Below are 19,698 nucleotides of genomic sequence, written 5' to 3'. Positions count from 1 at the left end.
CTTTGGGCGTGCTCGTCGTTCAGGTCGATTTCATACGTCACACCATCCAGCGCGAAGGTGACGGTGTGGTTGGCAGGGGACCCGTCGACGTCATCGACGAGTTCGACCTGAATCCGCTCGGCCATGATCACCTGTCTCGGGAACGTGCCCCGCCTCGATCCGCGACACTTGCAGGTAAGACTACTGCGAGCCTTGACCACGTTGTAGCACGCGGCAGCGCCGTTGTCTCGTACTCAACCATAGAACAGCTCGATGCCCAGCCGATAACCGCCGGGCGGTCACGTACCGCCCGCGCACGGCGACGATCAGTGGCCACCAACGGACAGTAACCGCTGCGGGGCAATCCGGGAAAGTAATCCAGCGCACATCACAGAAAATTCCGGTGGCGGCTGGATCATTCTTGGAGCGATCGTTTATTGTTCGCTCGCTCTTCTCTGCACCGACGGTGCGGAGAAGACGGGGAATCGAGCCGGAATCGAGGGTTACCGTGGCGCAGAAAGTCACCGTTCAGCTCGTCGACGACGTCGACGGCACACCAGCCGACAGCACCGTGGAGTTCGCCTTGGACGGGGTGAGCTACTCAATTGACCTGTCCTCCGATAATGCCGCCAAACTCCGCGACTCACTGGCGTCTTTCGTGGCCAGCGCGCGCAAGACCGGTGGCCGCAAGCGCGCCGTCGCCAAGGCCGACAAGCCCTCGGCGACGCCGACCGCGGCCGACCGCGAACGCAACCAGGCCATTCGGGAATGGGCCCGGAATCAGGGGATGCAGGTTTCCGACCGGGGTCGCATTCCGGCCGAGGTCGTAGAGGCTTACGACAACGCTCAGTGAGCACCGGACACGGGCGGCCGGTTCGAAGCTCGAGGCAAATCCGGCCGCCCGTGAAACTCGCGCAATGACTCCTCGTAGTGCGGTTGTGGACCAGCAGTAATTGGCCGGGGTGAATCCCTTATCTCGTCGCCAAGAAATCCGTGATTTCCTGACGAGTCGGCATCGAGCTGCTGGCCCCGCTGCGCTGCACCGACACGGCCGCTCCAGCGGAGGCCAGCCGCAGCGCCTCGGGCACCCCGGCGTCTTCGCCCATCGCCGTGCTCAGCACGCCGAGGAAGGTGTCGCCCGCGGCCGTCGTGTCCACGGCGTCCACCGGGAAGCCGGGCACCTCCACGCGAACGCCGTCGCGGTTGCCGTACAACGAGCCGCGGTCCCCGAGGGTGATCACCACCTCGGGGACCAGTTGGAGCAGCGCGGCCAGCGCGCGGTGCGGGTCGTCGTCGCCCGCCAGGATCGCCGCCTCGTGTTCGTTCGGCACCAGCAGATCCACCTTCGAAAGGATGTCGGCGGGCAGTGGCACCGCCGGGGCCGGGGTTAGCACCACGCGCACCCCGTTGCGCCGTCCCGCCGCCGCGGCCGCGGCCACACCGGCGAGCGGAATTTCCAGCTGCAGCAGCAAACTCCGCGATCCGGCGATCAGTTCTTCGTCGCCGTCGACGAGTCCATCGACCGTCTCGTTCGCACCCGGCACCGCGACGATGGAGTTGTCGCCTTCGTCGTCCACCACGATGTGCGCGGTGCCGCTGCGCCCCGGCACCGTCCGCAGGCCCATCACATCCACAGTGGACCTACGCAGGGTCTCGCGGATCTGGGTGCCGAAGTCGTCCTCGCCCACCGCGCCGATCATGCGAACCGCCGCGCCCGCCTTGGCGGCGGCGATCGCCTGGTTGGCGCCCTTGCCGCCGGGCACCGTGTGAAACTCCCGCCCGAGCACCGTCTCGCCCCGCTTCGGCGCCGTCCCGACGTAGGCCACCAAGTCCATGTTGCAGCTGCCGAATACGGCCACAGTCGTTTTCACGTGGTTCATCATGGCCGATGCGGGGGCCCTGAACGCTTGACGGGTCTTGGCCAGTTCGACGACGTACCATGCCGACCAACCGTCGAGGAGAAGGCGAGACGCGGTGGATTACGCGGTGACAGCCGAGCTCGAGCCGCCGGCCGAGGTCGTTGGGCTCGACGCGCTGCAGCAGGAGGGGATCGCGGCCGTGCTCGACCGCCACCTCGCGCTGGTCGAGGGGGTCTCGGGCCCTGGGGACGCCGACATAGACGTCCTGGACTACCGCATCACGGTGCACCCGAGCGGCGCGAACGTGGTTCTCGCGCTCGACGCGCCGTCGCTGCTGGCGGCCGAGGACGCCGCCGCATCGGTGCTCGACGAGCTGATCCGAGAGAGCGAGGTGCTCGGCGGCTGGTCGGTGTCGCACTCGGAGGTGCAGATCACCGAGGACGAGTTCAACCAGCGGCTGGCCGCGGTTGACGACGTCAACGAGGAGCTGGAGGCCGCGGTCGAGGAGGCGTTGGAGACCTCCGCTGAGCCCGCGATGGACGCCAAGCACTGGCGCGCCCGGCTCACCGAGCTGGCTCCGCAGCTGCGAGGGTTCGAGGCGAGCGCGTTCGGCGTCGAGCCGGATGCGCACGTCCTGCCTGCTGGGGCGCTCATCCATGCGGTGCGGGTGGTCACCGACGAGATCTTCTACGACGAGCTGGCTCTGGCGGTGAACAACGCGACGGTGGCCGACGCGGTCGGGCTGCTGGTGTTGGAGGAGCTCCCGCCCTGCTACGACTATCGCTACGACGCGTTCTTCGCCCGCGGCTTCATGCTGTCGTCGGCGGCCGTCGCGGTACGGCTTACCGAGTCGTCCTGGACGCCGCCGCGCACGGTGGCCGAGGCGCTGGCGTTGCGGCTGATCATCAACGAGGCGCGCGTGGTGCTGGAGGCCGCTGAGCTGATGAGCTGGGAGGAGAGCGAGTCGGTGTTCGCCGGGTTCGCCGGGCGGGCCTTCGGCGACACCGAGCACGAGGAGCTGTACGAGGTGGACCTGCCGCTGACCGCCGACGCCGAGCCGGAGGTGGTGGAGCAGATCACCAAGGTCGAGGACGAGCTGCGCGCCCGGGGCCTGGCCTTCGACCAGTGGTTCGTCCCCCGCGACGGCGACCCGGCCCGCCACCCCTACCTCGGCTCCCTCTAGGCGGCGCGATTTCGCTGAGAGCCTGACTCGAAAATCGGGTGGTGACCAGGCAGGCGACAGCACCCGGCGTAGCGCAGCGGAGCCGGGTTGTGCCTGGTGACGGGGTCGGGGTGTGCGGTCAGGCCGACGACGTCGGCGAGCGACCAGCCCCGATTTTCCGCCCGACCCGGGCGTCTGGTGAAGACCTCGATGGCTGTTGGTGAATGTCCGGGTGGGTGGTCGCTTAGCGGAACCTGAGAGAGGTTCCCTGGACTGCGGGTGCCCCTCCTGATGTATGTCCAATACGCGGCGGAGGGGCCGCCCTCGCCAGAAAACCTCCCAGAACCCGCCAACGGTCGTCTTGGCAAGCTGAATCGGCTACGCCGCTTCCAAAGGCGCGGACAGCATTCGCCGACAGGTTCTGAGCGTTTTCCGGCCGCTTCTTGCGTTGCGGTGCGGATGGCGGAACCTCAGCGGCGGCGCAAGCCGCGAGGGTGGGCCAAGGCGGCTACGCCGCTTGCGGCAGCCCCGCACCACGGGGCTTCTAGCGCTGCGGCTGCGGATCGACCAGGGAGAAAAGGGCTCAATGGAAATCAGCGCTCCGATTTCCATTGAAATCGGAGCTCCAATTTCCATTGAAATCGCTCACTCTGGAACCGGGGTTCCGCGTTGCGGAAGGTTCAGGGCTGGTTTCGGACGGAGTACGGGGGGACCGTGCAGCCGATGATGCTGGCCTCGTCGATCGTCTCCGGCCGGTAGGCCGACTTCGAGAACGCCTCGAGCATCACGTTGGTCGGGTCGTCGATCTGCTCGACCCGGCCGAACAGGAACGCCCACTCGTGCTCGTCCGAGCCGAAGTAGGCGACCGTGTCGAACACCGACCGGAACCGGTTGTAGGAGCGGATCAGCGTCTCGTTGCGCCACACCGTCGGGCAACCCGCTTGGAACGCGACCACGCCACCGGCCGCTAGCACCGCCTGGCAGCGCTGGATGAACTCCAGGCCGTACAGCCGGTTGTGCTGGCCGTCGGCGTCGTCGGCCCGCTCGTCGGGCAGGTCGACGACCACGATGTCGTAGCCCTCCGGCGGCGCCTGGTCGAGGAAGCCCCACCCGTCGGCGTAGTGCAGCTTGATCGGACCGTCACCCCGCTCGACGCGGGCGAGCTCCTCGGTGCTGTAGCCGTACGGCAGGTGCTCGGCGCAGACGCGCACGCACTGCTCGTCGATGTCCACGTGGTCGACCCGGCTGGCCCCGGCCGCGACCGCCATCTGGCTGGCGACGCCCTCGCTGGAACCGATGATCAGCACCCGCTCGACCCGCGCGGCGAGCAGGAACGCCGGCACCATCATCGCCTCGTGGTAGACCAGCTGGGAGAACTCGGTGCTCTGCCGGTCGTCGTCGCAGAACAGCGAGACGCCATGCCCGGTGCGGCCGATGACCACGTGCTGGTAGGCGGTGTCGCCCTCCCACAGCACCTCGTCGACCCGCCACAGGCGCTGCAGGTCCGCGCCCATCGGTTCCTTGATCCACCGGTGCCCGTCGAGTTCGATCAACGATGCTCCTCCTTGATTCACGTTGCCAGGTAAGGCGAATTCACGAGGCGAGGTTTGCGTAGTCGTGGCCGCGTTGAATGGTCTGGACGTTCTGCGAGGACGGCTTCAGCGCCTCGGCGAGCAGTTGTACCGCGCGCTCCGGTTGGGCGGTGTGCCCGCAGGTGAAGACGTCGATGAAGATCGAGCCGTCCTCCGGATACGTGTGCAGCGAAGCGTGGGACTCCGACAGCAACGCCAACACGGTGACACCTTGCGGCTCGAACCGCTTGGCGATCATCTGACACACGGTTGCGTGCGACTGGCTCAGCGCGTTGTGCAGGGTGTCACGCAGGAACTGCTCGTCGTCGAGCAGTTCCGGATCAACGCCCTCCAGCTCGGCGAGGACATGCTGGCCGGTGAACAACCCGACCGGCGGCGTTCCGGTGTCAACGGACATCTATCGACCTCCCATCATTTCGCAGAATTCCAGTACCAAGTCGGCACTGCTTCGGTGTCGGCTCCTCGAAGTCGCCGAGGCGATCACGGCTGTTCGTCGCCGTCGACGCAGTACGTGGGCAGCGGGGTGAATCCGTTGAAGCCCACGGATGAATAGCTGGCGGTGTACGCGCCGGCGCTGAGCAGGTCGACCCAGTCGCCGCCGCGCAGCGTTCGCGGCAGCTCGTACCGGGTGCGCTGGTAGAGCACGTCGTCGCCGTCGCAGGTCGGCCCGGCCAGCACGACCGGGCCGAGCGGGTCGCCGTCGCGCGAGGTGCGCAACCGGTAGGTGATGGCTTCGCCTTCGGTTTCGGCGAGCCCGTTGTAGCGGCCGATGTCCAGGTAGACCCAGCTGCGTTCGCCGTCGCTGGAGTCCGAGACGAGCACGACCTCGCTGCGCAGCACGCCCGCGTCACCGACGATGAAGCGCCCCGGCTCGATGAGCAGTTCCGGCCGCTGGGCGCCGAAGTTGCGGTCCAGCGATTCCTCGATGCGGCGCACGTAGTCGGCCAGCGGGGGGGCGGCTTCGGTGTAGCCGGCGGGCAATCCGCCACCGAGGTTCACCATCCGCAGCCGCACGCCGTGCGCGGCGCAGTCCTCGAAAACTCGCCGGGCGGCGCTGATCCCGTGCTCCCACGCGACGGGTTCCAGCTGCTGCGATCCAATGTGGAACGACACGCCGTAGGCGTTCAGGCCGAGTTCATGCGCGCGCCGCAGCAGTTGCGCGGCGGTCTCCGGCGGGCAGCCGAACTTGCGGCCGAACGGGGTGCGGGATCCCTTGTTGTCCACCAGGACCCGGCAGAACACCTGGGAGCCCGGCGCGACCTCGGCGATGTTGGTCAGGTCCGCGGCGCTGTCGGTGACGAACAGGCGGACGCCCTGCTCGTAGGCGCGGGCGATGTCGCGGCGCTTCTTGATGGTGTTGCCGTAGGAGATCGATTCCGGCGCCGCGCCCTTGGCCAGGCACAGGTCGATCTCGCCGGGGCTGGCGACGTCGAAGGACGCCCCCAGGGCGACCAGTTCACCGACCACTTCGGGGGTGGGATTGGCCTTGACCGCGTAGCAGATCCGGGCGTCCGGCAGGGCAGTTCGCAACTGCCGGTAGCGGTCGCGAACCTGGGCCAGATCCATGACCAGGCACGGGGTTTCGGGTTGCTGCCGGTCGAGGAACTGCAGAATCGGGTCCGGCGCGGCGGATTCGGTCTGCTGCGCGGTGCCGCTCGGGCGGTCCGTCACACCGGTGGCGGCGGACAGATCGGTCAATCCCGGTACCTCCGTCTCGGCTGGTGGGGTTGGGTTTTCCCCGGGTTCGTCCCGCCAGGGGCATGCGCTCTTAAAGCGCAACTGCGACCAAGCACAGTACCGCGCTCACTTGCGGATTTCGAACTGCGCCCACCTCTTCCCCCGGACAGCGGGCCCCAGTGTGAGCACCCCCACGGGACCTCGCCGAGGTCGTCGCGTTGCGTGGCCGGATTCCGACTTCCCGTGATCGGCGAGCCACCTGGGAGCGGGAGCTCCGCGGGCACAAGTTTCCCCTGGTCTGGACCATGAGTGCGTCGGGTGCCATAGCGGCACAGAGCACTCACCTGGAGGAGCGTCCGTTCAGAGCGGATCGATCCGCTAGCCGGCGGGTTCGCGGTTCAGTTCGAGGGCGAGGTAGAAGTCCACTCGGGACGGAAACTCGGCGAGGTCTCGCCCGGTGATCTCCTCGATCCGCTGGATCCGGTAGCGCAGCGTGTTCACGTGCACGTGGAGCCGCTTGGCGCAGCGCGACCACGAGCCGGAGCAGTCGAGAAATACCCGCAGGGTTCGCAGCAGGCCCGAGTCGTGCGCCGAGTCGTACTCGATCAGGTCCGCGAGCAGCCGCTGCCGGTAGGAGCGGCGCAGCTCGTCGGGCGCCGACGCCAGCAGCACCTCGTGCGAGGCGAGCTCCGCCGCCACCACGACCTCGGCGCGCCCCGGCGCTGCTGCGCGAGCCGACGCGCGTAGCCCGCCTCCTCGAGCGCTCCGCGCAGCGCCGTCGCCGGGCTGATGTCGCTGACGCCGACCGCCAGCCGCCGCTGGCCCAGCCCCGTCGGCGAGCGGGCAGCCCCGAATTTGGGGAAACATACAACTCCGGTCCGGCTACCGGAAGGCTTTTTCGGGCCTTCCACCGCTAGCGGCCGGACAGCCCCGGTTGTGTACTGACTCACATCAATTCAGGCGGCCGTGACAAGGAGTGCAACCGTGGAATTCCTCCGCCCCGCCTCGTGGCGGGAGGCTCTCGAAGCCAAAGTCGCGCATCCGGATGCGACGCCGATCGCCGGCGGCACCGACGTGATGGTCGAGATCAACTTCGGCCACCGCCGCCCCAGCACGCTGCTCGACCTCACCGGTGTCCCCGGGCTGACCGGCTGGTCGGAGGCGGACGGGACGCTGCGCATCGGCGCGGGCCTGCCCTACACCCGGCTGATCAACGAGCTCGGCGACCGGGTGCCGGGCCTGGCGATCGCCAGCCGCACCGTCGGCTCGCCGCAGATCCGCAACTTCGGCACGCTCGGCGGCAACCTCGGCTCCGCCTCCCCCGCCGGCGACGGTCACCCGCCGCTGCTGGCCTCCGACGCGCTGATCGAGGTCGAGTCGGTGCGCGGCAAGCGGCTGATCCCGGCGACCGAGTTCTTCACCGGCGTAAAGCGCAACGCGCTGGCCGAGGACGAGCTGATCGCCGCCGTGCACATCGCCCCGGCGACCGGCCCGCAGCAGTTCTCCAAGGTCGGCACCCGCAACGCGATGGTCATCGCGGTGTGCACCTTCGCGATCTCGCTGCACCCCGACCGCAGGCAGGTCGGCACCGGGATCGGCTCGGCCGCGCCGACGCCGCTGAGCGCGCGGGCCGCAGAGGAGTTCCTGAGCGCCGAGCTCGACTGGGAGCAACGGCGGCCGTTGGAGGACTCGGTGGCCCGCCGCTTCGGCGAACTGGTCGCGCAGGCCGCGTCGCCGATCGACGACGTGCGCGGCACCGCCGGCTACCGCCGCCACGCGCTGGCCGTGATGGCTCGCCGGACCCTGTCCTGGGTCTGGCACGACCACTGTTCCGGGAGGCAGGAATGCGCCTGAAGTTCACCGTCAACGGACAACCGCACGAGGCCGACGACGTGTGGGAGGGCGAGAGCCTGCTCTACGTGCTGCGCGAGCGGCTGGGCCTCGCGGGTTCGAAGAACGCTTGCGAGCAGGGCGAATGCGGTTCCTGCACGGTCTACCTCGACGGCGTGCCGGCCTGCTCGTGCCTGGTGGCCGCGGGGCAGGCCGAGGGCCGCGAGGTGCGCACCGTGGAGGGCCTCGCCGACGGCGCGAAGCTCGACGAGGTGCAGGAGGCGTTCGTCGAGGCCGGTGCCGTGCAGTGCGGCTTCTGCACGCCGGGCCTGGTCGTGCAGACGCACGACCTGTTGGAGCGCAAGCCGAATCCGTCCGACGCGGAGATCCGCGAGTCGCTGGCCGGGAACCTGTGCCGCTGCACCGGTTACGAGAAGATCATGGATGCCGTTCGGCTCGCCGCCCAGAGGAAAAGAACACAGGGGAAGGCGGCCCACGGGAAGGCAACACAGGGGAAGGCGCACGCATGAGCGGCCACGCACCTGCTCGCAGTCCGCAGGAGCTCAACGACGCCATCGGCGGCGGCATCGGCGAATCCCCGCTGCGCCCGGACGGCGCGATCAAGGTGCGCGGCGAGTTCGCCTACTCCTCGGACCTGTGGGCCGAGGACATGCTGTGGGGCGCGACGCTGCGCAGCCCGCACCCGTACGCCCGGATCCGCTCGATCGACATCGGGCCGGCAATGGCGATGGCCGGGGTGCAGACCGTGCTCACCGCCGATGACGTGCCCGGCGACAACTGCTTCGGCCTGAAGTACGCCGACCAGCCGGTGCTGGCCGCCGATGTGGTGCGCTACAAGGGCGAGGCCGTCGCGCTGGTCGCGGCCGACCACCCGGAGGCGGCTCGGCGAGCGCTGGAGAAGATCGTCGTCGACTACGAGGTGCTGGAGCCGGTGCTCGACGCCGAGCGGGTCGCGCACGACGAGACGCTGCCGAAGCTGCACCCGGACGGCAACGTCGTGCGGCACCAGAAGATCGTCAAGGGCGACCCGGACGCGACGGCCGAGGTCGTGGTCTCCGGGGTGTACACCGTCGGGATGCAGGACCAGGCGTTCCTGGGTCCCGAGTCGGGGCTGGCGATCCCCGCCGAGGACGGCGGCGTCGACCTGTACCTGGCGACCCAGGACCTGCACTCCGACCTCCGGCAGACCGCGCGGGCGCTCGGGCTGCCGCCGGAGAAGGTGCGGATGACCATGTCCGGCGTCGGCGGCGCGTTCGGCGGCCGGGAAGACCTGTCCATCCAGGTGCACGTTTGCATGCTGGCGCTGCGCTTGGGCAAACCGGTCAAGATGGTCTACAACCGGGAGGAGTCGTTCTACGGCCACGTGCACCGGCACCCGGCCAAGATGTACTACGAGCACGGCGCGACGCGCGACGGCAAGCTCGTGTACGTGAAGGCGCGGCAGTACTTCGACGGCGGCGCGTACGCGTCGAAGACGCCGGTCGTGGTCGGCAACGGCACCACGCTCGGCGCCGGGCCGTACAAGGTGCCGAACGTCGACATCGAGGGTTGGGGCCTCTACACGAACAACCCGCCGTGCGGCGCGATGCGCGGACTCGGTGCCGTGCAGCCGACTTTCGCGTACGAGTCCCAGATGGACAAGCTCGCCGCCGCGCTGAACGTGGACCCGGTCGACCTGCGCATCGCCAACGCGATCGAGCAGGGCGACTCGATCCCGACCGGCCAGGTGCTGGACTTCCCGGCTCCGGTGGCCGAACTGCTGGAGCGCGTGCGGGCCCTGCCGATGCCCGGCGAGCGCACCGGTCCGGTGGACATCCGGGATATGCCCGGCGGGGCGTCCAACACCACCCACGGCGAAGGCGTGGCGCGCGGCGTCGGCTACGGCGTGACGATCAAGAACATCTGCTACGCCGAAGGCGCCGACGACTTCTCGACCGCGCGGGTGCGGTTGCAGGTCATCGGCGGGGAGCCGGCGGCCATGGTGCACACCGCCGCGGCCGAGGTCGGGCAGGGCCTGGTGACGGTGCAGCAGCAGATCGCGCGCTCCGAACTCGGCGTCGAGCGGGTGACCATCCACCCGAACGACACCAGCGTCGGCCCGGCCGGCTCCAGCTCAGCCTCGCGGCAGACGCTGGTCACCGGCAGTGCCGTCAAGGCGGCCTGCGACGCGGTGCGGGAGGCCCTGTTCGCGCGGGTCGCCGAGCGCTACGCCGTCGAACCGGCGCTGCTGTCCCTGCATGGCGGCAAGGTCGTGTCGGAGGCCCACGGCGTGCTGGCCGGCCTCGTGGAGGTGCTCGGCGACGACGTCATCGAGGAAACCCGCGAATACCACCACCGGGAGACCTTCCCGATGGACGAGAACGGCCGCAGCGAACGGGTTCACGTGCAGCACGCGTTCTCCGCGCACCGCGCGGTGGTCGATGTCGACCTGGACCTCGGCCTGGTCAAGGTCGTGCAGCTGGCCTGCTCCCAGGACGTCGGCAAGGCGATCAACCCGGACGCGGTGATCGGGCAGATCCAGGGCGGCACCACGCAGGGCATGGGGCTCGCCGTGATGGAGGAGATCAAGGTCGTGGACGGGCACATCTGCAACCCCTCCTTCACCGACTACCTGATCCCCACGATCCTCGACACGCCGCCGATGGAAATCGACATCATCGAACGCGCCGACCCCAACGCGGTCTACGGGCAGCGCGGGGTCGGCGAGCCGCCGACGATCTCCACCACCCCGGCCGTAGTGGCCGCCATCCGCGCCGCCACCGGCAAGGAACTCCCGCACACGCCGGTGGCTCCCGAGCACATCGTGTGACCAGACCCGCTGGTCGGCGGTGCCGGGCCGCCGCCCCAGCATCCCCAACAATTGCCGGAAACCCATAGGAGGGGTTCGAAAGTGGTTTGCGTGACGGTGCGGGTAGGAACCTTAGGCGCCTTCTCGCCGTGGGATCCCCGACATCATGAATGCCAGTTCACCACGTAGCTCGCGAGATAGCTCGGGGTGCGGGGCGTCCCCGCATAGCACTGCTGAGACCCCGCGGCGGTGCGAGCCGAGTCCCACACAGCAAGCAGCTACCGCCGCTTGCTGAGCAGACCCTAGGAGGAAGCAATGTCCGTGGACGTCGCGACGGGCGCCGAGCAGGACTGGATGGCCAAGGCCATCGAACTCGCCACGACCAATGTGGACAGTGGCGGCGGCCCCTTCGGCGCGTTGATCGTCCGGGACGGCGAGATCATCGCGACGGGCACCAACAAGGTGACCGTCGACCTCGACCCGACCGCGCACGCCGAAGTCACCGCGATCCGCAACGCCTGCCGGGCGTTGGGCACCTTCAAGCTGGACGGCTGCGTGCTGGTGACCTCGTGCGAGCCGTGCCCGATGTGCCTGGCCTCGGCGCTGTGGGCGCGGGTCGACCGGGTGCTGTTCGCCGCCGACCGGGACGACGCCGCCGACGCCGGCTTCGACGACCGCGCCTTCTACGACGCGTTCAAGGACCCGGAGACGAAGTGCCCGACCCCCGTCCACCAGGTGGAGATGGCCAACCGCAACGCGGCTTTCGACGCCTGGCGCGGCAAGACCGACCGCGTGGACTACTAACCCCAGCGGGTCTTGCGGGCGCCTTCAGCAGCTCCAAGCGCTCACGGTCCTGGACGCCCTGGTCCGGGACTCGAATTCCCCCAGCACCACGACCACCCCGAGAAGGGGCATCGGCCGCGACGACCGGGTCGCCCGTTGCCTGCGGACGGGCCGCACCGACGGTTCCGCGATTCCACCAGCGGACCCCGATCCGGTCCGCCAGCGACCGCCCTGCCGATGACTCGCCACCCGGCGGACGGTCGAGAAGCGAATGCGTCAGCTCACGTGCCCAGCCGTTGAACCGGGCCGTTTCCGGCGCGGTCCGCTCCGCTTGGTCGAGCATCGCAAATACCGCCGCCTGATCACCCTGCAAGGCGTGCACGCGGGCGACCTCGATCATGTGTCGCGCCCGGCGCGGCACCGACGCAATATCCGCCGGATCGAAGTCCGCCCCCTGCATCGCTTCTCCGCCGCGCCGCAGGTCCACGCCTAGCGTGACCGCGTTCGCTTTCATCACCGGCAGACCGAAACTCGTTTGTACGTGCCGATATCCGGGGCCGAGCTTCCGAGCGATGCCGTAAGCCGACTCCCAATGCCGCCACGCTTCGCCGTGCCTGCCCGGGCAGGCATAGGTCGATGCATTCTCGGCCCGGAGTGCGCCGACCATACCGCGCCAGTCGTCCGGCGTGTCCGCGTCGCGGCCCACATCGTCTGTGAGCGAGGTGGTGCCTACGCCCTCACCGTGAAAGGCAACCAGCCCGCGCTGCTCGCGGCAATCACCACCGTTTTGCCACCCGCCAAGCCGGGCAGCGAGCACCACGTTGAGACCGACCGCAGCAACGGCAAGATCGTCCGGCGCGCGATCTGGGCCGCTCCCGCCAACGGGATCGAGTTTCCTGGTGCGGCACAAGTGTTTCGGATAGACGTTCTCCTGGGGAGAACGGTGGCATCTAGTACCGCCACGATGATCCGCCGACGCTGGTTGATGGAGCAGCTTGGACGTCTGCGGACGTCAGTCGTCTGGCCCAAGCGAGCTGAGCCTGTCGGCCAGTTTCTTCATTGATTCGGGCGTGATGGGCTCGAAGAGCATCGGGTTGGCAATCTCGGCCACGAGATCGGTCATCTTCTCCGGAGCGAAGTCAATATCATCGCGCCCCTCGACTGCGTTAGCCCAGTCCTCAAGCTCCTGTGCGGATAGTGCTCCGGCCAGGAACTTCTCGATCGCAGTGCGGAGCTCGGTGGGGCCCAGTGTGATGAGTTCCTCGTCGCAGTCCCAGGGGTACTTGCGCATCTCAGTGATCGCGTCGGGCACGGTCTTGCGTAGGAGCACCAGGTCGCTGACGGCCTGTCGGCGGGTTTCGAGGTCCATCACTTCACCTTGCTGTGGACGATTGAGCCGTCTGGAGCATATGTGTTCTTCACGTACTGGACGGTGTTGCCGTTACGGTCGATGATCTTGACATAGTCGGCGTAGGAGCCGGGGATGTTGTTCGAAGGCACCTTCGCGCTCATGCGTGCCCCTCCGTCTTCCAGGATTTCGATCTGCACAGGTTCGCTCTTGGCGGGCAGTTTCTTGACGTACCGCTTGTAGTTGGCCGCCTGCTCTGGAGTGAGGTCCTCCACCGAGCCGGGACGGCCACGGGGCGTGGGGACTTCGCCTGGTGCCGTCGATCCCGGGACGTCTGCTGCCGGCCTAGTTGGACTCGTCACCTCCGATGCCGTGGTCTGGGCGACATTGGGGTCGGGGGTGTTGTTGATGGCCATGGCCAGCGCAGCGGTCGCCTCGACCGCCGCGGCTATCGCGACCGCGCCGCTGATGGCGAGGACGAACTCGGCGGCGACGGCGGCGATGCGCCGGACACTTGTCCGCCCATAACGGGGGTAACCCCGCGCCAGGATCAGTACCGGCGGCGTTCGCATCGGCCAAGCGGTGGGCCTCGGCGGACTCAACCAGCCCGCGGGAGATGCCGCCCAAGAGCTCATGCAGGCGCACAAGCCCACCGGCAATATTGCGGACCGCCGGCATGTACGACTCAGCGAACTTCTCGGCGGGATCGTCGTTACCCGCAGCGCCGCTAAGCCCGCGGAGACTCCCGGTGAGCGTCTCGTAGACACTCATGACGCCGTTCTGCCCATCGACGAATTCCTGAGCGACCCGGTGGTAGTCCTCCGGGCGCACATCGACCGGCGTTGCAGGCCCGGGCTCGGGTGCGGGCGCCAACGGCGGCGGGGGAATGGGAGACGACACCAGCATCAGGCCTTCCAGATCCGGGCGTCGAGCGCACCGCCGAGGCCTGGTTGCCGTGCGCGGTCACCAGTAGCTGGTGCATCTCGCGGACGTTCTCGCGCATCCCGGCCACGGCTTGATCCCACTCCTCTTGCGCGGCCTGATACGCCTCGGCAGCCTCTCCGGACCAGGAACCCAGTAACCGGCTCACCACGGCTTCCAGCTCGGTCAGCTGGATATCGATCTCATCGACCGCCCGCCGCAGCGCCTGTTCACCAGCCTCCAGAGCGCGGAAGTCGACCGCGATCTGATCCACCTGCTACTCCCCCAGTTCATCGTCCAACCGACCGGCCGCCGAATCTCACATACCCAGCACAGCGCCGCAACCGATTCAGCCAAGGTCACACCCAAGATCGCAAGATCGCACCAATTGCCGTCGGCCCAGTCCAGGCGGCCGCTTGATACGGCCGAAGTGGTGCCGCGCTCAAGTCCAAACGTGCTCTCGGCGCAGCTGCACTGTCAGTCCGACGTGCGACCGAATCGCCGACATCTCATGCCCGCGTAGCATCCCGTCGGCTACCAGCATCGCGTCGCTACCACTTGTTCGGAGTGGGTATTTTGCGGTGGTGGTAGTTGCGGGAGTCGTGTTGGCCGCCGGTGCCGGTCGTCGGTTCGGGATGCCGAAGGCGCTGGTGGAGTACCGCGGGACGTTGCTGGTCGACCGGGCCGCGCAGGTGCTCGCCGCAGGCGGCTGCGCGCCGATCGTGGTGGTCGTCGGCGCCGCCGCGGACGAGGTCCGCGAACGCGCTGAGCTGACCGGCGCGACGGTCGTGTTCAACCCGGACTGGGCCACCGGCATGGGCTCGTCGCTGCGCACCGCGCTCGACGCGCTCGCGCCGACCGATGCCGACGCCGCCCTCGTGCTGCCGGTGGACATGCCCGGCATCGGCCCGGAAGCCGTGCGGCGCGTCGCGGCGCTCGCGAGACCAAGCGCCCTCGCCGCCGCCGCTCACGACGGCGTCCGCAGCCACCCCGTGCTGCTGGGGCGCGACCACTGGGCCGGAGCCCGCGCGGCGGCCACCGGGGACGCCGGTGCCCGCGGCTACCTCAAGGGCCGCAAAGTCACGCTGGTGGCGTGCGACGACGTGTCGGAAGGGTTCGACATCGACCGTCCCGAAGACCTCCGCCAGAGCAACCCGTAGAGCGACGGCCACGCGTGACCGGCCCGGAACGGCCGCGCAGCGCCGACACCGGTCGACACCGCGCGCAACTCCCCGAATGCGTGCACAGTGGACGAATCCGGCCAGCACCTTAGGATGTCGGCCGTGAAAGCGGCGAACAGTGCACGCGAGGAGGAAGCAGCGTTGGCCAGCGTCGAATCGAACCAACCGGCCACCGGCCGGGGTCGCCCGCGGGATGCCACCCGCGACGCCGCGCTGCGCCAAGCCGCGATGGAGGTGCTCGCCCAGGTCGGCTACCGGGCGTTGACCATGGACGCCGTCGCCGCCCACGCGCGGGCCGGCAAGGCCACCATTTACCGCCGCTGGGACTCCAAGCTCGACCTGGTCATCGACACCTGCACCCAGCTGGTGCAGCGCAGCGTCCCGGAACCCGACCAGGGCAGCATCGAGGCCGACCTCGGCGAGTTCCTCCGCGGCTTCGCCTCGTTCCTCACCGGCCCGGTCGGCAAGGCGGCCCAGGCGCTGGTCGGCGAACTCCCGCACGAACCCGAACTGGCCGCGGCCTTCCGCGAATCCTTCCTGCGGCCGCAGCGGGACATGCTGCGCCGCATCATCGAACGCGGCGTGCGGCGCGGCGAGATCCGCGCCGACGCGCCGATCGACACGGTCGTCGAACTCGCCGGCGCCGGCCTGATCTACCGCCTGATGCTCACGGACGAGCCGCTCGACACCGGTTTCGTCGACCAGCTCCTCCGCGAAGGCCTGCTGCCACTGCTGCACACCGCCACACCGTCGGCGTAGTCCGGCCTGGAAAACCAGGAGCTAAGGTGGTGCCACGTGGTGGATGGAGGTCGGCGTGGCGCACGGATCGGTGACGGACCTAAGCCGCTGGCCGGTGAAGTCGCTGCGCGGTGAGCGCGTCGACGCGGCCCGCTTCGACGACCGCGGAATGGCCGGTGACCGCGCGTACGCGCTGCTCGACGAGCGCGCCACCCGAACCGGCAACGTGCTGACCGTCCGGCAGAACCCGACGATGCTCGGCTGGGCGGCGAGCTACGGCGACGTCGCCGACCCGACCGAACCGCCGACGCTTCGCGGCCCGGACGGTGTGGACTGGTCCTGGACGGACCCCGAGCTCACCGACGTCCTCGCCGGCTCGCTGGACATCCCGCTCAGCCTGCACGCTGCCGACGGGCAGCAGGACCGCGGGCCCACCGTGCTCGTCACCTTCGAAGCCTCCCGCGCCGGTCTGTCCGACGAACTGGGCGCCGACGTCGACCTGCGCCGCTTCCGCACGAACCTGCACGTGACCGCCGACCTGCCGGCCTTCGCCGAAGAGGGCTGGGAACCCGGCACGACGCTAACGGCGGGCGAAGTGGAGCTGGCGGTGACCGGGGACAACGCCGGGCCGTGCATCCGCTGCGCGGTGCCCAGCTGGGACGCCGACGGCCGCGAGCGCTGGCGGGACCTGCAAACCCACCTGATCGGGCGCCACGACAACAAGTTCGGTGTGATCATGCGCGTCACCAAGCCCGGCGAAATCCGCCTCGGCGACGCGGTGCGGCATGAGCCGTGAGCCTTTTGGGCTGCGGCTGCCGCTGCGGCCCAAAAGACCCACGGGCATTCACCGGAAGAGCTTGCGCACCACCGCAACGGTGATGAGAGCGCCGACACCGATCAGCACGTAGCGCACCCTCGGGTCGTTGAGCTTCTGCTGCAGGCTGGACTTGCCGTACTCGACGAAACGCTTCGGGTCCGCCTTGACGCTCAGTTGGTCCAGCGTGGTGGCCAGCGCTTCACGCGCCTGCTCGATGTCACGCTCGATGGTGTCTGGATCACGGGCCACGTGTCCTCCTCGCGTTCACCTGGCTGCTGACACCGTAGAGCACTGCCGAGCCCGCCACGCACCAGCGGTTCGCGTGTCGCGCCCCGAGCCCCCGTCCGGGAACTCCCCTCCCGCCAAGATCACCGCACGCGCTAGGCTGTGTCGAGCGGGGCCGTAGCCCAATTGGCAGAGGCACTAGGTTTAGGTCCTAGCCAGTGAGAGTTCGAGTCTCTCCGGCCCCACCACGCTCTCCTGGCCCCGAACGGCAGTCGGGGCCCGTCCGCATCACGGTGGAAGACCCGCCGACCTGGTCCCGGGTGACGGCTTCGAGGCCCCGGTCAGGCCCCCGAGAAGCCCTTCGGCACCGGCCCGGTCGAGCGGCCGCACGCCTGGGTGTCCGGGACCGCGACGTCGCCATCCCCGGCGCGGCCACGATCAACCAGTACCTCCGCGGCGGACTCATCGACGAATTGCGCACCCACATCGCCCCGGTCACACTCGGTGCCGGAGAGCGGCTGTTCGAAGGCGTGCCCGCGCTGGACCTGAAACTAGTCTCCGCGCGTCCCGCCTCCCTCCTCACCACGTCACCTGCTTGGTTCGCCGCTGAACCAGCGGTAGCCGGGATGAGCGGAGGGCCCACCGGGAGCACGGGAACCCGAATCCGCCTCCACCGGGCAACCAAAGCCTAGGACCGCGCGTCTACGCCGCAGAACGGGTTTCGGCTGCGATCGGAGGCGTGATGACCGGGAGAACCGCGGTTTTCGTGGCGGCGGGCGCGGTGGCGCTGCTGGGGACGACGGTGCCGGCGGTGGCCCAACCGGCGACCGGGACCGTGCGCGGGATGCACTTCTTCGACCGCAACGTCGACGGCGCTTGGCAGCCCGGCGAGCCGGGCGGCGGCAGCGCGGTCGGGCTGTACCACCTGGACGGCAGCTGGGTGGCGACGGTTGGGACGAATCCCGATGCCACGTACGAAATTCCCGATGTGCCACCCGGCCGGTACCGGGTCGGCATCAACCCGATCGGCTATCAGCCGACCACTCCCAGCGAGGTGGTCCTCGATGTGCGCCCCGGCGGCACCAGCCGCGCCGACTTCGGCAAGCTGGGCAGCGACATCACCGGCGTCACCTGGCACGACGTGAACGCCGACGGGCAACGCCAGGCGGACGAGCCGCTGCTGCCCGACATCCAGTTCTGGATCGGCAGGTGGGGCAGCGGTACCGACGGCACCGGGCACTACGCGATGCCCAACCAGGGAACCAGCACCTACGTCCTGCGTTTCGTCCCGCCCGAGGGCATGGGGTTCTCGCCGCAGCACGTCGGCGCGCCGGAGACCGACTCCGACGCCGACCCGGCCGACGGCACGGCAACCGCCGTCGTCGCGCTGACCGACTGCAGGATCAACCAGGTCCCGAACCTCGACATCGGCCTGGTCACGAAGTAGGCCGACCACGGCAGTTGCCGTGCATGCTTGGGCGTTCACGTCCAATTAGGACTCCCGCGAGGGAAACCGCCAAACCACGCGCCCGGATGGTTCTCGAAGAAACCGCCGTCTCCGGCTTACGCACCACGCTCGCCCCGGGCCCCGACAACTGTGGGCAATTTTCCCAACTTGTGGATAACGCCCCAAACTGTGGATAACTTCCGCAATTTCAATGGAAATCAGAGGTCCGATTTCCATTGAAATTGCGGACCGTCAGGACGCTTTGGCGGGGGACACCTCGCCGCTCTTCCACTTGGCGTTCTCCAGCTCCAGCGCCGTCCACAGTAGATTCAGGGGGTGCTCGGAGTAGTAGCCCTGCCGCTCCCCTCGGCGCGTGAACGCACCCACCAGCACCTGCATCTTCGGCCCGACGTCGTTCACCAGCTCGATGGTGCGCAGGCCCTGGCCCTCCGGCAGCCGACCGTCGCCGGCCGCCTCGCCCACCCCCTGCGTGACGATCATGCAGCCGTGCAGCAGCTCCGAACGCAGCAGGTCGAACCCGTAGCGGACGTCGTCGATCTCGGCGGCGATGTCGAGCTTGTCGCGGAAGTCGGTGCCGAACCAGCCGTGCAGGAATCCGGAGATCAGTCCGCTCGCCGGCACCACCAGCGGCACCGCGTGCAGTTCACTCGCGCGCATCACGCGGTTCGGCAACTGTTCGCCGGATAAGTTCGTGACCAGGCTCAGACCGCTGCGCCGCCACTCCATCACGTCGAATTCGGCCAGCACCGAGTCGTCCTCCGCGATCAGCACGCTACCGCAGACCAGATCCGCTTGCTTCGTGCGCAATGCGTCCAGCAACTCGCGGGTCCGCAAGTGCGTGACGCGCAAATCGATTCCGCGTTCCTGGAATTCCTCGGCCACGTGTTCTCCCGCATTGGCGAGGAAACCGAGAGTGAAGCGAGTGGTGCCGACCGTAACCGTTTCACCGCGAAGTCGTCTCGATTCGCGAACGCCGTCCAACCAGTCCGCCAAGGTGTCCCGCGCGATCTCCACGAAGGCTTCACCGGTGGCTGTGAACAACACCTTCTTTCCGCGCCCCTGCTTTACGACGAGTGGTTCTCCGCACAGCTGTTTGAAATTCCGGTTCAGCGTGTCCAACTGCTTCTGCACGCTGGACTGCTCCCGCCCGAGCGATCGCGCCGCGGCCAGCGCGGTTCCCACCTCGTGCACCAGGACCAACGTCCGCAATTGGTCCATTGTGGTATCCAGCAGCGCAGCCGGTGATTGCAGCAGGCGGCTGCGCAGGTCGGTCGCGGGCAAGCTTGCGGTTCCGGCTAACGGCACGGCT

The 19,698-nt window shown here is 68.6% G+C and carries 23 protein-coding genes and 1 tRNA gene (1 of these 24 running past the window's edge); 13 read left to right on the top strand and 11 right to left on the bottom strand.

What is annotated here, in order from left to right; translation table 11 throughout:
• Window positions 1-125 carry the start of an Lsr2 dimerization domain-containing protein gene (locus tag ACRXBZ_RS26185; protein ID WP_433881335.1) on the bottom strand. 337 nt of this gene lie to the left of the window's left edge, so the window shows 125 of its 462 coding nt (coding positions 1-125); it begins with the start codon at window positions 123-125; the stop codon falls past the left edge of the window.
• 362 nt (window positions 126-487) lie between these two features.
• Between ACRXBZ_RS26185 and ACRXBZ_RS26180 the strand changes: the two genes are divergently transcribed.
• On the top strand, window positions 488-832 hold the full coding sequence (locus tag ACRXBZ_RS26180) for a histone-like nucleoid-structuring protein Lsr2 (RefSeq protein ID WP_433881334.1): 345 nt from the start codon (window positions 488-490) through the stop codon (window positions 830-832).
• A 118-nt stretch (window positions 833-950) separates the two neighbouring features.
• Here the strand turns inward: ACRXBZ_RS26180 and rbsK are convergent, their stop codons facing one another.
• A complete protein-coding gene (gene rbsK, locus ACRXBZ_RS26175) occupies window positions 951-1,850 on the bottom strand; it encodes a ribokinase (protein WP_433881333.1) in 900 nt (299 codons plus the stop codon).
• 115 nt (window positions 1,851-1,965) lie between these two features.
• Here rbsK and ACRXBZ_RS26170 point away from each other — a divergent pair, with 115 nt between their 5' ends.
• Complete coding sequence (locus ACRXBZ_RS26170) at window positions 1,966-3,021, top strand: hypothetical protein (RefSeq protein ID WP_433881332.1); 1,056 nt, start codon at window positions 1,966-1,968, stop codon at window positions 3,019-3,021.
• A 659-nt stretch (window positions 3,022-3,680) separates the two neighbouring features.
• Here the strand turns inward: ACRXBZ_RS26170 and ACRXBZ_RS26165 are convergent.
• The 4 genes from ACRXBZ_RS26165 to ACRXBZ_RS26150 all read right to left on the bottom strand — a co-directional run bounded on the left by ACRXBZ_RS26165 (window position 3,681) and on the right by ACRXBZ_RS26150 (window position 7,136).
• The gene (locus tag ACRXBZ_RS26165) at window positions 3,681-4,553 is read right to left on the bottom strand and encodes a spermidine synthase (RefSeq protein WP_433881331.1); all 873 of its coding nucleotides are present in this window, start codon (window positions 4,551-4,553) and stop codon (window positions 3,681-3,683) included.
• Window positions 4,554-4,593: 40 nt separating this feature from the next.
• Entirely contained in the window at window positions 4,594-4,989 is a 396-nt protein-coding gene (gene speD / locus ACRXBZ_RS26160; RefSeq protein WP_433881330.1) for an adenosylmethionine decarboxylase, read from the bottom strand.
• Between the two features lie 83 nt (window positions 4,990-5,072).
• On the bottom strand, window positions 5,073-6,290 hold the full coding sequence (locus ACRXBZ_RS26155; RefSeq protein ID WP_433881329.1) for a type III PLP-dependent enzyme: 1,218 nt from the start codon (window positions 6,288-6,290) through the stop codon (window positions 5,073-5,075).
• Window positions 6,291-6,647: 357 nt separating this feature from the next.
• Window positions 6,648-7,136, bottom strand: coding sequence for a PucR family transcriptional regulator (locus ACRXBZ_RS26150; protein ID WP_433881328.1), 489 nt, complete (start codon window positions 7,134-7,136; stop codon window positions 6,648-6,650).
• A gap of 117 nt (window positions 7,137-7,253) precedes the next feature.
• Between ACRXBZ_RS26150 and ACRXBZ_RS26145 the strand changes: the two genes are divergently transcribed.
• From ACRXBZ_RS26145 to ACRXBZ_RS26125, 5 genes are all read left to right on the top strand, one after another.
• Complete coding sequence (locus tag ACRXBZ_RS26145) at window positions 7,254-8,123, top strand: FAD binding domain-containing protein (protein WP_433881327.1); 870 nt, start codon at window positions 7,254-7,256, stop codon at window positions 8,121-8,123.
• Entirely contained in the window at window positions 8,114-8,629 is a 516-nt protein-coding gene (locus tag ACRXBZ_RS26140) for a (2Fe-2S)-binding protein (RefSeq protein ID WP_433881326.1), read from the top strand. Before ACRXBZ_RS26145 ends, ACRXBZ_RS26140 begins: the two co-directional genes overlap by 10 nt.
• Window positions 8,626-10,929: a xanthine dehydrogenase subunit D gene (pucD, locus tag ACRXBZ_RS26135; protein ID WP_433881325.1), complete on the top strand. Its 2,304-nt coding sequence runs from the start codon at window positions 8,626-8,628 to the stop codon at window positions 10,927-10,929. Before ACRXBZ_RS26140 ends, pucD begins: the two co-directional genes overlap by 4 nt.
• A 294-nt stretch (window positions 10,930-11,223) precedes the next feature.
• The gene (locus ACRXBZ_RS26130; protein WP_190818168.1) at window positions 11,224-11,712 is read left to right on the top strand and encodes a nucleoside deaminase; all 489 of its coding nucleotides are present in this window, start codon (window positions 11,224-11,226) and stop codon (window positions 11,710-11,712) included.
• Window positions 11,713-12,022: 310 nt separating this feature from the next.
• Complete coding sequence (locus tag ACRXBZ_RS26125) at window positions 12,023-12,184, top strand: hypothetical protein (RefSeq protein WP_433881324.1); 162 nt, start codon at window positions 12,023-12,025, stop codon at window positions 12,182-12,184.
• A 519-nt stretch (window positions 12,185-12,703) separates the two neighbouring features.
• Here ACRXBZ_RS26125 and ACRXBZ_RS26120 read toward each other — a convergent pair.
• The 3 genes from ACRXBZ_RS26120 to ACRXBZ_RS26110 all read right to left on the bottom strand — a co-directional run bounded on the left by ACRXBZ_RS26120 (window position 12,704) and on the right by ACRXBZ_RS26110 (window position 14,234).
• Entirely contained in the window at window positions 12,704-13,060 is a 357-nt protein-coding gene (locus ACRXBZ_RS26120) for a hypothetical protein (protein ID WP_168586853.1), read from the bottom strand.
• Window positions 13,060-13,611 (bottom strand): hypothetical protein, encoded by a 552-nt coding sequence (locus ACRXBZ_RS26115; RefSeq protein WP_433881323.1) that lies wholly within the window; start codon window positions 13,609-13,611, stop codon window positions 13,060-13,062. The genes ACRXBZ_RS26120 and ACRXBZ_RS26115 overlap by 1 nt, the downstream gene beginning before the upstream one ends.
• Before the next feature lie 155 nt (window positions 13,612-13,766).
• The gene (locus tag ACRXBZ_RS26110; RefSeq protein ID WP_433881322.1) at window positions 13,767-14,234 is read right to left on the bottom strand and encodes a WXG100 family type VII secretion target; all 468 of its coding nucleotides are present in this window, start codon (window positions 14,232-14,234) and stop codon (window positions 13,767-13,769) included.
• A 310-nt stretch (window positions 14,235-14,544) separates the two neighbouring features.
• Between ACRXBZ_RS26110 and ACRXBZ_RS26105 the strand changes: the two genes are divergently transcribed.
• From ACRXBZ_RS26105 to ACRXBZ_RS26095, 3 genes are all read left to right on the top strand, one after another.
• Complete coding sequence (locus ACRXBZ_RS26105) at window positions 14,545-15,120, top strand: nucleotidyltransferase family protein (protein WP_433883974.1); 576 nt, start codon at window positions 14,545-14,547, stop codon at window positions 15,118-15,120.
• A 114-nt stretch (window positions 15,121-15,234) separates the two neighbouring features.
• Entirely contained in the window at window positions 15,235-15,900 is a 666-nt protein-coding gene (locus ACRXBZ_RS26100; protein WP_433881321.1) for a TetR/AcrR family transcriptional regulator, read from the top strand.
• Window positions 15,901-15,955: 55 nt separating this feature from the next.
• Window positions 15,956-16,675 (top strand): MOSC domain-containing protein, encoded by a 720-nt coding sequence (locus ACRXBZ_RS26095; protein WP_433881320.1) that lies wholly within the window; start codon window positions 15,956-15,958, stop codon window positions 16,673-16,675.
• A 48-nt stretch (window positions 16,676-16,723) separates the two neighbouring features.
• On the opposite strand, the gene ACRXBZ_RS26090 is transcribed toward ACRXBZ_RS26095, so the two are convergent.
• Entirely contained in the window at window positions 16,724-16,945 is a 222-nt protein-coding gene (locus tag ACRXBZ_RS26090; protein ID WP_433881319.1) for a DUF3618 domain-containing protein, read from the bottom strand.
• Between the two features lie 147 nt (window positions 16,946-17,092).
• On the opposite strand from ACRXBZ_RS26090, the gene ACRXBZ_RS26085 reads away from it, so the two are divergent.
• The 3 genes from ACRXBZ_RS26085 (at window position 17,093) to ACRXBZ_RS26075 (ending at window position 18,368) form a co-directional block, all read left to right on the top strand.
• Window positions 17,093-17,169, top strand: a tRNA-Leu gene (locus ACRXBZ_RS26085).
• A complete protein-coding gene (locus ACRXBZ_RS26080) occupies window positions 17,140-17,613 on the top strand; it encodes a dihydrofolate reductase family protein (protein WP_433881318.1) in 474 nt (157 codons plus the stop codon). Before ACRXBZ_RS26085 ends, ACRXBZ_RS26080 begins: the two co-directional genes overlap by 30 nt.
• A 50-nt stretch (window positions 17,614-17,663) precedes the next feature.
• Window positions 17,664-18,368, top strand: a complete 705-nt coding sequence (locus tag ACRXBZ_RS26075) for an SdrD B-like domain-containing protein (RefSeq protein ID WP_433881317.1) — start codon at window positions 17,664-17,666, stop codon at window positions 18,366-18,368.
• A 252-nt stretch (window positions 18,369-18,620) separates the two neighbouring features.
• On the opposite strand, the gene ACRXBZ_RS26070 is transcribed toward ACRXBZ_RS26075, so the two are convergent.
• Window positions 18,621-19,694, bottom strand: a complete 1,074-nt coding sequence (locus ACRXBZ_RS26070) for a LysR family transcriptional regulator (RefSeq protein ID WP_433881316.1) — start codon at window positions 19,692-19,694, stop codon at window positions 18,621-18,623.
• Window positions 19,695-19,698 lie beyond the last annotated feature (4 nt).

It is taken from the genome of Saccharopolyspora hattusasensis (genome assembly GCF_050972075.1).
Lineage (GTDB): Bacteria > Actinomycetota > Actinomycetes > Mycobacteriales > Pseudonocardiaceae > Saccharopolyspora > Saccharopolyspora hattusasensis.
This window is presented reverse-complemented; position numbering and strand designations above follow the sequence as displayed.

What these genes read in the sequence shown, in the direction of transcription:
- pucD (WP_433881325.1), top strand. Translation starts at nt 8,626, where the DNA reads ATGAGCGGCCACGCACCTGCTCGCAGTCCGCAGGAGCTCAACGACGCC.
- ACRXBZ_RS26150 (WP_433881328.1), bottom strand. Translation starts at nt 7,136, where the DNA reads ATGTTTCCCCAAATTCGGGGCTGCCCGCTCGCCGACGGGGCTGGGCCA.
- speD (WP_433881330.1), bottom strand. Translation starts at nt 4,989, where the DNA reads ATGTCCGTTGACACCGGAACGCCGCCGGTCGGGTTGTTCACCGGCCAG.
- ACRXBZ_RS26075 (WP_433881317.1), top strand. Translation starts at nt 17,664, where the DNA reads ATGACCGGGAGAACCGCGGTTTTCGTGGCGGCGGGCGCGGTGGCGCTG.
- ACRXBZ_RS26120 (WP_168586853.1), bottom strand. Translation starts at nt 13,060, where the DNA reads ATGGACCTCGAAACCCGCCGACAGGCCGTCAGCGACCTGGTGCTCCTA.
- ACRXBZ_RS26140 (WP_433881326.1), top strand. Translation starts at nt 8,114, where the DNA reads ATGCGCCTGAAGTTCACCGTCAACGGACAACCGCACGAGGCCGACGAC.
- ACRXBZ_RS26100 (WP_433881321.1), top strand. Translation starts at nt 15,235, where the DNA reads ATGTCGGCCGTGAAAGCGGCGAACAGTGCACGCGAGGAGGAAGCAGCG.
- ACRXBZ_RS26115 (WP_433881323.1), bottom strand. Translation starts at nt 13,611, where the DNA reads ATGCGAACGCCGCCGGTACTGATCCTGGCGCGGGGTTACCCCCGTTAT.
- ACRXBZ_RS26130 (WP_190818168.1), top strand. Translation starts at nt 11,224, where the DNA reads ATGTCCGTGGACGTCGCGACGGGCGCCGAGCAGGACTGGATGGCCAAG.